We start from the raw sequence: 12,374 nt of genomic DNA, 5'->3' as shown, positions 1-12,374 counted from the left end.
TATACCCCTTAAAACAGCTCTGCGCCGAGAAATCCGATCGCGGCGCCGATCGCCGCGCCCCACGGGCCGCCGACCGTGGCGCCGATCCCCGCGCCGGTCCCGACCATGCTGGTCTGCTGCGAGCTCTCGGCCTGCTCCTCCTGTTCCTCCGCCCGCTCGTTCCGGCGCTCCATGCGCGAAACGCGCGAAAACGCACTGTCGGCGCTGTTGCGGTGCGACTGCCCTACACTGACGAGTCCCGCCATGACTACTCCTCCCCGGCGTCGCCCGTGCGGTCGCCGGCACCGGACAGCCCGCCGCCGGACATGAGCTTGAGGCGCCGGTCGCGCTCCGCGCGGCGGACGCGGTTGCGCGCGTTGACGTTGGTGGTGACTTCGGCGAGGCCGGATGCGCGTTCGTTCTGCGCCCGTTGCTCGCTGGTCTGCGACACGCCGTAGCGTCCGAGCCGGCGCTCGGTCTGCCCCGCCGCGCTGTCGAATCGGCTCGCCACGGACTCGTCGGCCTGCGCGAGCCCCTGCTGCAGGTACTCGCCGTTGGTCGCACGGTCGGCGAGCTGGCGCTCATAAGGGGCAAAACGGTCCATCCAGTCGTTGAAGCGCTTGCGCGACAGCCGCCCCTGGACCGTAGACGCGAACTTACTGGTGCCGACGCCTACGCCGAGGTACTGGCCGTTGCCGGGGTCAATCTCACCGTCCCACGGCCGCACCTGATCCTCGGGCCCCTGCTCGACCATCCCCGGGTTGTTGTTTGGGTTGTTCGGCCCCGTGGGGCTGCGCCCCCCCGGGCCGCCCGGGCCACCGGCTCCGCCTCCTGGTCCTGGCATGACCTATACCCCCCGGTATCCGTCGTCGGGCGCCTTGTACCCGGTCGTGCGGGTTTTCGAGGGCGTGCCGCCCCCGAAATCCATCTGGCTGTATGCCAGCCCGCCCGCGGATGCGAGCGCGTTGCCCATGTTGGCGCTCTCCTGATACTCGGCCCGCGTGTCGGCGATGTTCTCGGCCGCCGCACGGCCGGCCACCTGCGAAAGCCCCTGCTGACCCTCGCCGGCCTTGCCGAGGCCGATGTTCACGACGTCGTTCATGGCCGACAGGCTGCGGTCCTCGCTGCCTTCGCGTGCCGAGACTTCGGACAGGGCGCCCGCCCGGGCGCCCGCGTCCTGCGCGCCGGAAACGCCTGCCGCAAACCGCCCGCTCCCCGGCTTCGCGCCGGACTGCGCCTGCGCGGCCTCGACCTGGTCGGCCTGTCCTTGCATCTGTGCGGCGGTATCGGCCGTCGCCATTCCGGCCGCCATTTCCGCTTCGCCCTCGCCCATGCTGTCGGCGAGATTGATGAACTCGTTTTCGACCGGCTTGATGACGTCCTCGTAGTGACGCATACGCTCGACACCGATCTTTGCCAGCTCCCTTTGCTCCGGGGTTTCCTCGTAGCTGGAGCCACCGCCACCGCCCATGTCATACCTCCAGGTGGGCGTGACTGCCCGACCGTTTGAACCCAAGACGCCCGGCGAACTTCATAAAGTCCTCGTCGTCCATGCTCGCGCTGTTGTTCGCCTCAACGAGATTCGCCCCACGGGACTGCGCCCACTCGACGTAGCGGCGCATGAGGGGAAACGCGGCCAGGCCGCCACGCCCCTTTTCGGCATACAGCGACCACAGGAGCGCGACCCGGCCTTCCATGAAGCGGCTGTCCATGACCTGTGCGGCGAGTCCGCCAATGCGCTCGCCCGCGTGCTCGCATACGATCAGGAGCCCGTCCTCGTCGACCATGAACCACGCCAGCAGGCGCGATGCGCGATCCTCGGAAAACGGGACGTGGTGGTAGATGGACCCCGCGTGGCGCAGCGCGGTCCAGTGGAGCATGAGCCCGAGATCATCCGCGTCCGCTTCACGAATATTCACGGTGCCCCCAAACGAAAAAAGCCCGCACGATGGCGGGCCCGGAACGAGAAACGGCCACCGCTGGGGGTGGCCGTTCGCACTTCACCTACTTTGAACGCATGGTGCCATAAGGCTAATCAGCGGGGAACCCCGGCGGGCGGATCAGGGGGCGTCGTCCACAATGATCGTCTTGCCGTCGCCCGTCTGCTCATTCCGCCAATCCGAGGCGTAAGTTACGGATACGGCGCCTTCCGCTCGATAGCACTCCAGCGCCCCACTCCCGCTTTGGCGATACAGGTTGAATGCCGCCATCTGTTGGAACCCGCCGGTAGGGCTTGGCTGGGCGTATGCCTCGTAGTAGTAATCCAACCCGGGAAGATCGTAGAAAGCCCCGGGCCGATCGACGTGTGAGGCGCTGTCTCCATCCGCCCAGCTTATCGACAAGATATCAATCGTGTGGGCCTCTACCACCCGCGAGTCGTAGACCAGCTTGCCGTTCTCGTCCCAAAGCAGCATCCCGTAATCCTCGTCGGGACTCGGCGTATTCCATCCGTACCGGGCAAACAGCTTATAAGGGATATTGGCGCCCTCGGGGCCGCCGCAGACAGCATGGTATCCCCTGATTTCGCCGTTCGAGTCGGTCAGATACCACCCCATCCCCATATCGACCGAATCGCACCGAATCGCGAGGATCAACGGCTCCGACTTCGGGACGCGGGAGTTGAAGTAGAAATCCACTTCATAGTGCGGGAGCGGGGATTCGTAATAGACGCTGTCCGAGGTCCCTCCCTCAAGGAAGCGGAAGAAGTCGCCCGCGTCCTCGAGCTGGAGCTCGCCCGAATCACTGACCGCCTTGAAGCCGAAGCTAGCCATACATCAACATGCTCACGGTTACGTCCGTATTGGTGTTGCTGAGATCCCAGGTCAGCTCGCCGCTCCCCGCATCCCAGGAAACATACGCCCCATCGTCGCTGGTGTTCAGCGAGCCCTCGACGGGGGCAAAGGTCAACAGCCCCTGTGATTCCGAGAACCCCGGCACAGACCGACGGCCCGAACTGCCGGCCGACAGGATCTCCCAATGGACCGTTCGCAGGGTCAGCGTATCCCCGGTGAGCCGCGACTGCCCCGACGGGTTGTTGACCTTGAACCCCCAGGCCATCAGTCAGCGATAACCGCACCGACGCGCGCCAGCTCGGCATCATCGAGGCGCACGAACGACGCCGATACCATCGACCCCATCTGGCTTTCATGGCCATCCGCGGCGGTATAGCTCCTCTGCCGCCAGCGTGGCTGATGTTCGCGCGTCAAGGCACTGTTGCAGGGGGTGTAGTACCGGTCATCCGCCGCCTCGGCCTCCGCGTCACACACGAACACGGTGGCAATGTCGAGCGGGCGGTGCGGCTCGGCCAGCGGCTTGATCCATTCAAAGTACGGTTGGATGCCCGCTTCGGAGACGTACACCAGCTCCGTGTCCGCGTGGTCCTTGCGCGCGCTTTCGTACTCGCCGACTATCGACCACTCGCCGTCCGATTGCCGCATTTCGTAGAAACGCCCACCCGGCGGCACTTCATCCGGCATGTAGTACGGATTCTCATAGACGTACCCATCGCGCACGATCGCGCCGTCCCGGTGCTCCGGTCCGGTCGCGCACCCTGCCGCGAGAACGGCCAGCACTGCCACGATCATCGTTCGCATCGCTTCCTCCAGTCGCGGATTCGTCAGGATTGCATCGCTCCGCTCGCCCCCTCGCCTACCCTCACGCATTGAGATTGCCGAGCTGGACGCGCAGCGTTCCGTTGCCGTCGAAAACCTTGACAACGTCGTTCTTGATTTCCATCCGGGCGCCGCTGGTCCCGCTACGGATATCGGCGTTGCCGCTGCTGTCGACGGTGAACTTGTTGTTGATATCCAGACTGCCACCCGTGATCTCCGCGGCCGTGAGATTCACGGCGACGTCGATGGTACCCGCGTTGATCTTTTCCGCGGCCAGCTCCGCGATCTGCGCCGAGCCGATCGACGCCTCGCGGATCATGGCCTCGTCGATGTAGGTCACGCCGCCATCGACCAAAAAAGGGAAGCGCTTGCTTTCCTGCGAGTAGTCGACACCGGGCTGGCCGATCCAGAAGCGGTCGACGTTGAATCCGGCCTCGACACTCGAGCCGTCGGAGGCGAGGCCGAAGCCGCCCATGACGAGCTGCCCGTCCACGGTCGTCTGCAGGCGAAGGTCGTACTGCGCGGAGACTTCGCCGCCGTCTACCTTGACCTCGGAGCGCTGCTGGATCGCGGCGGTGTTGTCGTCGACGTTCGCCTGTACGGTGCTGACGTCCGAAGCGAGCGCATCGTCGGCGTTCTGCCGCTCGGTTTTCTCGGTCGCCACGCGGGCATTGACCGACCCCGTCAGGCTCTCCGGGCCGTCGACCAGGTCGATGCGATCGTTGAGATCCTGATACAGCTCGGACTCGGTGATCTGCCCGGACAGCTCGTCCAGAAGAAACTGCGAGCGCTGCTTGGTGGTTGCCTTGGTGCCGGCCGTGGCGTTGAACGATCCGGGCTGTCCGCTGTCGGAAACCGCCCGAATCCAGTAGTAGTACGTCTCCCCCGGCGTCGCATTGTCGGCGAACACGGCCGCGATCGCGGTGCCGCGAAAAACCGCCGTGCCGAGATTGTCCTCGGTGCTGCGCCAGATTTCGGTGAGCGCGTAGTTCTCCTGGTTCGTCCCGTCCCACGTCAGAATGACTTCCTCGAAAACGGGCGACGTCTGCAGGCTGTCCAGCGCACCGACCGAGGTTTCGCCGCCTTCATCGGCCGTCGGCTCGATCGCCGACTCCGTCGGGCTGCGGTCACTCCACCCATCGCGCAGCTTCACAACCTCGCTGTCGACAAGATCGCCCACCGTGACGACGCGATCCCGCAGCGAGCCGGTATCGCCACGCCAGCGCATGAGCTGTTCACGGGCGCCGTCCAGAAGATGCTTGAGGCCCTGATCGGCCGTGCGGGCGGCCGGCAGCGGCGGCTTGCGGGTCTTGGTCTTGCTCATCGTGCCCGGATCTCCTCCATCGTCTCGGCGACCTCGAAGCGATGGACGCGGGTGTCGGTTTCAATCTCGAACGACCAGTGGTCTGCCCGGTACCCACCGGGCAGACGGAACGGCCGGTTGTCGCTGACGCTTATGTCGCCCTTGAGCTGGCCGTCGCCGTAGACGCGGAACGTGACCGGGTAGGCCTCCGCATCGACGTGGGCCGCGGCGAAGTTGACCGGCTTCGGCGTGATGAAGGTCTTGGATCGCCATTCGGCGGTGAGGCGCGCGACGCCGTCGGCATCGAAGTCGTGGACCTCGTTGTCGTTGAGCACGAGCTTGAGGATGCCGGTTTTCGGATCGAGCCACGCGGCCGAGGCGTACAGGTCCAGGAACATGACCCAGCGGCCGTTGGGGTGGACGATCATGCCGCCCTGTTCGCTGCCCGTGTCGTAGAACACGAGGTAGTAGTCGTCGAAGCGGTACGCGTGCATCGACTCCGGTGCGTAGCCACGCCACTGTTCCGGCGTGAACAGGGCCTGCGTGAGCAGCTCCGGGCCCTGCTGGCTGAACTTCACCAGCCCGTCGGTCGACGCATAGACGGCCGCGAAGCCGAGATCCGCCATGCTGCGCTTCGACAGGCACGGATACGCCGTGTCGGCCTTCTCGAGCGCGAGCGCCGACGGGTCCGTGCCCGTCAGCATTTCGGGGAAATCCTCTGTCGCCACGATCAGCGTATTGCCGATCGCGGCCTTGGCAACGATGGGCGACGCGGTCTGCAGGCGATAGTCCACCGGCCACGCGTGCGGCAGGTACGACTCCGAAGGCACGAGCTGGTTGCCGGTGTGGCCGATCAGGATGCCGTTCGGCATGGCGACGAGATCGACCATGTCCTCGGGCGGCACGTTCCAGTCGGCCGACGGCAGCAGCTCGCCAAGATCATCGGTCGGGACCGTGTCCGTGTAGGACGTTGCGGCCACGTCGATATCATCGACGTACTGCAGGTTCGTACCCCTGGAACCGCTGGCCGTGCGGTAAATGCGTTTCAGCGTGATATTGCGGTTGCCGCCCGGGCCCGCCTCCATGCCGCTTACTTCGATGGACTGCCCCGGCTTCCACAGCTTGATGGCGGAAGCGTCGGACGGCGGCCCCTCCTCACCCTTGGCGGTGACGTAGGTGTAGACGTAGGCCCGGTCCTCGCCAATGTCGTTCTCGTCGTCGGGATCGCCCACGACGGTGATTGTCGGCGGGTTGCCCGGCGACGGGACGCCGAGATCGTAGCTGTTGGACGGATACACGCCGTCGCCCGAGCTGGTGGCAAGGCCCGCATAGGTCATCTTCGGGACGCCGTCGCCCGTGAAGTAGACACGGTCCTCGGTATCCGACGGAAGCGGGCTCTCGACCACGTCGACGTCGTGCGGCCAGTGGAACCACGCCTGTTCGGCCCATCGGTAGAGCGTTTCGATGGTCCCGGCCTTGGCCAGCGTGTCGACCTGACTGGTACCCCGGTAGGGCAGCAGATCGCCGTCGCGCACGTCCGCGTTGCTCGCGCGTTGCGCCTGGCTGCGTTCCAGCAGGCGCGCGGCCATGCCGTGCACCGCGCCCTCGAAGCGTTCGATCTTGAGGCCCGCCATTACGGCAGACTCCGCGGCGGCCGGGGGATGCGCGATCCGCTCTCCTCGTCCGGCTCCGGCTTTTCGCCCCGGGCCTCCTTGTCGCGGTTGCGCCGCTCGCGCTCGGCCCTGCGGTTTTCGCGCGCCGCTTCGGCCTCGGCCTCCTTCTCGCGAACGCGCTCGGCGCCGCGCTGTTTGATATGGTCCATGATCGCGCCGCCGGCCTGGGCGCCGACGTTGGTAATCTCGCCGCCGGCCCACAGGAAAGCGAACATGCCCTGTATGGCATCGACCCACCACGACGGCGTGCCGTCCACGACTTCCGACCAGAACAGCGACAGGGCCGTGAAGTCCGGCTCCGGCGCCACGCCGTTCCACCAGGCCGACAGGTACGTACCGGCGATAATGAGCGCGCCCGTGAAGAACGGCAGCAGGAGCACGACCATCACCACACGCCGCATAAGGCGCATGTTCTTGGCGATCAATGCCCGCTTCGTGCCGGATTCCGCCTCGATCGCCTTGCGGGTCGATTTGCCCTCCTCGCGTACGGCGTTGATCTTCTCGTCGGCCTTGGCGGTCGCAATCTCGACCGCCTTCTTCGCCTTGGCCTGGACCTTCGCCTTCTTGCCTTCGAAGTAGCTCTGGACCGTATTGCTGACGCCCTCGATGGCGTCGCCGATGATCGGGATATTCATTCGCCCATCTCCACGAGCGCGTGCCAGAAGGTGCGGATCAGCCGGCGGTACCAGCCGAAGCCGTAGCGTTCGACCAGTTCATCCGCCAGCTCCGCGTAGTTGAGTGAGCGCAGGGCCGCGAAGTCGATCAGCAGGACGCGCGGGTCCATCCGCGTGATCGCGGCCGCTGTATTTGGGCCCCACCAGCCATCGATGGTCGCGCCGGCCGCTTCCTGCAGCGCTCGGATTGCGTCACCGACGCCCTGATTGACGGCCATATCGAAGGCGAACACGCCCACGCCACGCGGCAGCTCGTCGGCATGAACAGCGTCCCAATACAGGCGGCGGTAGATCGCTTTCGCCTGGGCGGTGGTGAGCCGCCCGACACTTTCCGGCAGATCCAGATCGGTCGCCTCGCGCGCCCGGTCGAGCGTGCCCTGCGTCACGCCGAGATTGGTGTGGCCGCCCGGGTCGTTCGGGTCATTGACCTCGCCGCCCTCGTGGTCGAGGACGACGGCCACCGCCCGGTTGAATCGTTCGCTCATGACAGCACCTGTTCGGCGTAGTAAATGATCGTCGCGAGCACCCCGAGCGCAGGGATGCCGAGGCCGACAATCCAGCGCGCCAGCGACAGACCGCCGCGCCTTGCGCTCAATGCCTCGTCGACCTTGCGCCGCCAGCTATCCGAATCCGTGTCGGCCTTGCTGGCGAGGCGCTCGCCAAGGTTGCCGATCGCGCTCGTAACCTCCTTGGCGTCCTCGCGCGATTCGGTGCGGAAGGCGTGCAGCTCGCTCCACAGACGCTCCATGCCCTGCTCGTTGGCGGCGACGCGGTCGCGCATGGCGTGTATGTGGTCCCATACGTCGCGCTGCTCGCGCTCCACCCGTTCTTGTCGGTTGGCCAGCTCGGCCACGCTCGGCTCACGGTCCGCCATCCCGGCTCCTGTCGGTTTTGGGTTGCCCACAAAAAACCCCGCTCGAGGCGGGCCGGTTGATCGCTTCGTGCTGTTGCGGCTACAGGTCGTTCTCGACCTGTCGGCGTGATACACCGAGGTCATACGCGGTGAGGAGCATCTGGATCGCGGCCGATCGGGCGGCCGGGTTGATCCGCAACTGCTCGCGCACCGCCTCCAGCTCCGCTTGATACCGGAAGTCCCTCGACAGCCAGTACCGCAGCGCATTGAGGCCGAACGAGCGATAGAACTGGCGGCAATGCACCAGCTCGTGCGCGATAAGCGCCTCGTCGTCACGGCTCCCGGGGCGGACCAGCACCGCCACGCCGAGCGCCAGTGCGTCGAAGCGATCCGGCATAACAGCACAAACCAGCACCGGCACGGGGATGAAGCGGTAGATCCAGCGAACACCCACCATCACTGGAAGCTCCAGGGGATGCTTCCGGCGTAGGTGCCGAGCGCCGCCTTGGTGGGCCGCTCGTACCCGGTGACTTCGCCGCTGTCGTCCGTCACGGGCTTATCGAGCATGAAGGGCATCACGTCGTCTGCGGCGGGCTTGCGGATCATGGCGTCATCCTTCGCCCCCAGCACCTGCCACTCATAGCCGAACGCGGCGATGGCCTGCTCCAGTTCGTCCAGACTCGCCTGCACCTTCGCGACGATCAGCTTGCGCCCGTTGTAGGTGCGGGTGCCCGGTTGGGGATCGCCTGTCCATATAGCCCGAAGGCGCTGCATCGTGTCGGCAAGCTGCTGTTCTTCCTGCGTCTGCGGCTCGTCCTTGACGACGAAATCAGACGGGACGTTGACGATTATCTCGATGCTCATGATGTCGCAGCCTGTAGATCAGCGTCGGTCCATGCGGACGGGTCGGGGTCGAGGTAGTCTAGGGCGATGGTGGAGTTCCATACGAAATTCCCATCCCAATTAGCGCCTATCGATTTAGTGGTCATTCCAGACGGGAAGGATGGTGTACTATCGGTTGTTACCGCCCCACCATTTACACTTATCGCGTATTTACCGCCTTGCGCCCGCATCGCAATTTTCAGGTCTTGGCCCGTGGTAAAAGCCGACGTAACAATTCCAAATATGTTGACGCTCCCGCTTCGCCCTTCAAATCTAAGGGTTCCGTTTGCTTGGGTGCGAATCTGGATAGTTTCGGCTGCGCTACCATCGTGCGCAATTCCGAGATACTGGTTCGCCGTACTATCATCGGTCATCCGCGCATGCACCACCCACACAAACCCGTCCTGACAACTCGCGGGCAGCGGCTCCGTCGCATCGTCAGCGGCGGTGCTGACCGGCGTGCCCTCGGTTTCGATGGGGGGTGGAATCATCGACATTGTTCATCCTCCAGAAAATCAGACAGTATGCCCTTCGCTTCGTCCATGTACCTTTGGACAAGTATTCTGGCCACTCGCTGGTGATATGTGGTGTGGCAGCTTGTGCAGAGGACGATCAGGTTATCCATATCGTTATTCGCCCTGCCGTCCTTTAAGCCTTCACCCGAGTGGTCGATATGATGAACGGCCAGCCTGTCCTGCCCTCCGCACCTGCGGCACTGGAATCCGTCCCGCTTCATCACTTTCGAGTAGTTGCCGCCGTAGAACGAATCCTGCTGCGTAAGCTGCAGACATTCCTTGGAGCAATAGTATTGCGTGTGCGCGACTCGCTCCGCGACCTCACCGCACACCCTGCACTCGATGTACTGCTGGCAGTAATCGCACCGCGATCTGTCAGGATTCTTGGCAAGAAACTCCGTGCCGCACTCCTTGCACTCAATCTCCCACCGCTTTTCGCGATTCTTGCGCAGCCAATAATCGTACTGGCACGTTTTACAGCGCACCTGATTGACGTGGTAATACGGGAACGCATCACCGCATACTTCGCAGTTGCGCTCGCCCTTCGGTTTTCTGGGTTGAGTATTTGCCATCACGGATAATTGAGGTAGACGCCGCCGAAGTCGTAGACGATGGAGCCGGTGGCGGTTCCACCACCGCTCACAAAATCATCGGAATTGGCGGGATCAATTCGATACCGCAAACTGGTGTTGCCCGTACTGTTATTAGGCACAGTGAGCACAACACCCCACCAATCCCCCAAATCATCTACCCGGAATGTGCCATCAGTTTCGACATCCTTAACTTCTCCCGTGGACGTGTTAAGAAACACCTTCTGACTTGTCACCGTTCCCCCGATACACTGAAGGTAAAGCGCGGGGAACCTACTGGTGTCGCTGTCTTTCCTTATCTGAAATAGAGCGGCGTGGGTAGCGCTGTCATTCGATATAGTAATGTCTTGAAGGTAAGAAACTGATGACCCACTAGCGGAATCTGGTAGTGTCCAGGCGGTATTTACAGACCCATCAAGACCGACCTGATCCTGAGACGGGGTTCCTTGTTTAGTCCACACCCCATTCGACAAATCCCTCGACCACAGCAGCGAGTTCGTAAACCCCTGCAATGCCCGATAGCCCAATGCCTTCCCCGTCGCCGGGTCGATGACGAAGGCGGGCTGGTCGATGGCGAACTCCGTCAGCACTGGATCGCCGTTGGCGTCCAGCGTCCAGCCGTTGACGGTGGAGTCCCGGGCGAAGGTCCAGATGCGATCGAGGTCCAGTTCCAGCCCGGTCGCGTCCGTCGGGTTGATCGTGTGGTGCGCGTCGTTGGCGAATTCGTGCAGCCGCACGGGCTCCTTGCCGCGGCGTACGTCCTTTGCGAGTAGCTTTGCGGCCACGCTTGGCTGAACTTCCCACTGTCCGGTCGTTTGGTCGTACACCAGCGAATCGTTTTGGGAGGCCCCGGCCGGGGCGAGGTTCGACGGGTCGAGGTTTGCGTGCTCGTGGCCGTCGGCGCCGTCGGTCTGCACCACCTGCCCCGCGGTCTTGCCCGTGGGGTCCGGCAGCGTGGCCGCGGCGGCCTCGGCGTCGCCCGCCCATTCCTCGGCCGATTTCGTTCCGACGCCGCCGGGCTCTGTCCCGGTCGCCCAGGCTTCGGACAGATTCGCGGATGCCGCGGCGTTGGTCTCGGACGTTGAGGCCGCGGAAGCGGATGCGGCAGCGTTCGTCTCCGCCGTCTCGGCGTTGGTCTCCGCGGTCTGCGCATTGGACTCTGCGGTTTCCGCCCCGGTCCGTGCATCTTCGGCCTTGGCCCGGTGATGCAGCGACGAGTACGTGCCGGTGTCGAGCCCCGTGTCGGCATCGACAACCGTCGTGTCCTCGGCCTCGCTCGCGTAGCGCTGCGCCGTCGTTTTGTGCTCTTCGGCGTCTGCCTCCGATGCGGCGGCATTGGATTCGGAAGTCGACGCCGCTGAGGCGGACGCGGCGGCATTGGTTTCCGATGTGGCCGCGTTGCCCGCGCTGGTCGATGCCTCGCCGGCCAGCGTCTTGGCGGACTTCTCGCCGCTGGCGTCGGGCGAGCTGGGGTCGATCGCCCATGCCCGGGCCGAGCCGCCGTGCTCCTCGACGTCGCCCTGGGCGTATTCCTTGGCGCCGTACTCGCCGCTGTCGGTGCCGGACTCGGCATCCACGACGGTTGTGCCGGTTTCACTCGCCCAGCGTTCGGCCGTAGTCGCGTGGTTGTCGGCCGTATCGCGCCAGCTCTCCACGCCGTCGCGGGCCGCCTCCGCGTCGGCCTTGGCCTGCTCCGACTTGTTCCGGTGATGCAGCGAGGAGTAGAGCCCGGTGTCCGCGCCACTCTTGGCGTCGACGACGGTCGTATCTTCGGCCTCGTTCGCGAACCGTTCGCTGGTGGTTGCGGACTGGCCGGATTTCGCGGCGTGGTGGAGGGATGAATACTTGCCGGTGTCATTGCCCGTGGCGGGGTTGGAAACCGTGGTGTCCTCGACCTCGCTGGCCCACTTCTCGGCGAAGTCGACGTAGGCATGGGCCTGACCGACGGACCGCCACGACTCGATGGGCTCCAGCTTGCCGCTGCTCGCGATCAGCGCGTGAAGGTCGCCGCCGCCCCCGGGCACGATCACATAGGTGTCGACGAGGTAGTCGCCGCTTTCGGGGTCGCGGATCAGGACGTGGTAGCGGCTGTCCTCCGAGCCGGCCGTGTTCGGCCACACGTCGACGCTGAAGTCACCCTGGATGTCGGCCCGCGCCTCATAGCTGTAGGGAACGAGAATCCCGTTCTCGGTTTCCGGTTCCGTCAGCCGCAGCAGGACGATGGCATTGGCAATCGCATTGCCCTTCGGATCGGTGACGGTGCCCGTCACGGTGGCGTTCGATAGAGCCATGTG

17 protein-coding genes are annotated in these 12,374 nt (G+C 64.6%); all 17 read right to left on the bottom strand.

The features are described 5' to 3' along the window. Positions 1-8: 8 nt before the first annotated feature. The 17 genes from A0W70_RS06850 to A0W70_RS06775 all read right to left on the bottom strand — a co-directional run bounded on the left by A0W70_RS06850 (position 9) and on the right by A0W70_RS06775 (position 12,371). Positions 9-245, bottom strand: a complete 237-nt coding sequence (locus A0W70_RS06850) for a hypothetical protein (protein WP_070988490.1) — start codon at positions 243-245, stop codon at positions 9-11. A 2-nt stretch (positions 246-247) separates the two neighbouring features. Beyond that, a complete protein-coding gene (locus A0W70_RS06845) occupies positions 248-823 on the bottom strand; it encodes a hypothetical protein (protein ID WP_139150777.1) in 576 nt (191 codons plus the stop codon). 3 nt (positions 824-826) lie between these two features. Next, a complete protein-coding gene (locus A0W70_RS06840) occupies positions 827-1,450 on the bottom strand; it encodes a hypothetical protein (protein WP_070988488.1) in 624 nt (207 codons plus the stop codon). Position 1,451: 1 nt separating this feature from the next. Further along, positions 1,452-1,898, bottom strand: coding sequence for a GNAT family N-acetyltransferase (locus A0W70_RS06835; protein ID WP_070988487.1), 447 nt, complete (start codon positions 1,896-1,898; stop codon positions 1,452-1,454). 141 nt (positions 1,899-2,039) lie between these two features. Next, the gene (locus A0W70_RS06830) at positions 2,040-2,750 is read right to left on the bottom strand and encodes a hypothetical protein (RefSeq protein ID WP_070988486.1); all 711 of its coding nucleotides are present in this window, start codon (positions 2,748-2,750) and stop codon (positions 2,040-2,042) included. Continuing rightward, positions 2,743-3,036 (bottom strand): hypothetical protein, encoded by a 294-nt coding sequence (locus A0W70_RS06825; RefSeq protein ID WP_070988485.1) that lies wholly within the window; start codon positions 3,034-3,036, stop codon positions 2,743-2,745. Before A0W70_RS06825 ends, A0W70_RS06830 begins: the two co-directional genes overlap by 8 nt. Next, a complete protein-coding gene (locus A0W70_RS06820) occupies positions 3,036-3,572 on the bottom strand; it encodes a hypothetical protein (RefSeq protein WP_070988484.1) in 537 nt (178 codons plus the stop codon). The genes A0W70_RS06825 and A0W70_RS06820 overlap by 1 nt, the downstream gene beginning before the upstream one ends. A 61-nt stretch (positions 3,573-3,633) precedes the next feature. Beyond that, positions 3,634-4,914, bottom strand: a complete 1,281-nt coding sequence (locus A0W70_RS06815; protein WP_070988483.1) for a phage tail tip fiber protein — start codon at positions 4,912-4,914, stop codon at positions 3,634-3,636. After that, positions 4,911-6,527 carry a hypothetical protein gene (locus tag A0W70_RS06810; protein ID WP_070988482.1) on the bottom strand — a complete coding sequence of 539 codons (1,617 nt, stop codon included), beginning with the start codon at positions 6,525-6,527 and terminating at the stop codon, positions 4,911-4,913. Before A0W70_RS06810 ends, A0W70_RS06815 begins: the two co-directional genes overlap by 4 nt. Continuing rightward, entirely contained in the window at positions 6,527-7,201 is a 675-nt protein-coding gene (locus tag A0W70_RS06805; RefSeq protein WP_070988481.1) for a hypothetical protein, read from the bottom strand. The genes A0W70_RS06810 and A0W70_RS06805 overlap by 1 nt, the downstream gene beginning before the upstream one ends. Next, on the bottom strand, positions 7,198-7,725 hold the full coding sequence (locus A0W70_RS06800) for a glycoside hydrolase family 108 protein (protein ID WP_070988480.1): 528 nt from the start codon (positions 7,723-7,725) through the stop codon (positions 7,198-7,200). The genes A0W70_RS06805 and A0W70_RS06800 overlap by 4 nt, the downstream gene beginning before the upstream one ends. Beyond that, positions 7,722-8,114 (bottom strand): hypothetical protein, encoded by a 393-nt coding sequence (locus tag A0W70_RS06795; RefSeq protein WP_070988479.1) that lies wholly within the window; start codon positions 8,112-8,114, stop codon positions 7,722-7,724. The genes A0W70_RS06800 and A0W70_RS06795 overlap by 4 nt, the downstream gene beginning before the upstream one ends. Before the next feature lie 79 nt (positions 8,115-8,193). Then, complete coding sequence (locus tag A0W70_RS06790; protein WP_175443075.1) at positions 8,194-8,553, bottom strand: hypothetical protein; 360 nt, start codon at positions 8,551-8,553, stop codon at positions 8,194-8,196. After that, positions 8,550-8,957, bottom strand: coding sequence for a hypothetical protein (locus tag A0W70_RS06785; RefSeq protein ID WP_070988477.1), 408 nt, complete (start codon positions 8,955-8,957; stop codon positions 8,550-8,552). Before A0W70_RS06785 ends, A0W70_RS06790 begins: the two co-directional genes overlap by 4 nt. Further along, the gene (locus tag A0W70_RS16730; protein WP_139150776.1) at positions 8,954-9,472 is read right to left on the bottom strand and encodes a hypothetical protein; all 519 of its coding nucleotides are present in this window, start codon (positions 9,470-9,472) and stop codon (positions 8,954-8,956) included. The genes A0W70_RS06785 and A0W70_RS16730 overlap by 4 nt, the downstream gene beginning before the upstream one ends. Beyond that, positions 9,463-9,711: an HNH endonuclease gene (locus A0W70_RS17315; RefSeq protein WP_425402596.1), complete on the bottom strand. Its 249-nt coding sequence runs from the start codon at positions 9,709-9,711 to the stop codon at positions 9,463-9,465. Before A0W70_RS17315 ends, A0W70_RS16730 begins: the two co-directional genes overlap by 10 nt. Before the next feature lie 350 nt (positions 9,712-10,061). Further along, complete coding sequence (locus A0W70_RS06775; protein WP_070988475.1) at positions 10,062-12,371, bottom strand: phage head spike fiber domain-containing protein; 2,310 nt, start codon at positions 12,369-12,371, stop codon at positions 10,062-10,064. Between the last annotated feature and the right edge of the window lie 3 nt (positions 12,372-12,374).

Source organism: Halofilum ochraceum (assembly GCF_001614315.2).
GTDB lineage: Bacteria > Pseudomonadota > Gammaproteobacteria > XJ16 > Halofilaceae > Halofilum > Halofilum ochraceum.
This window is presented reverse-complemented; position numbering and strand designations above follow the sequence as displayed.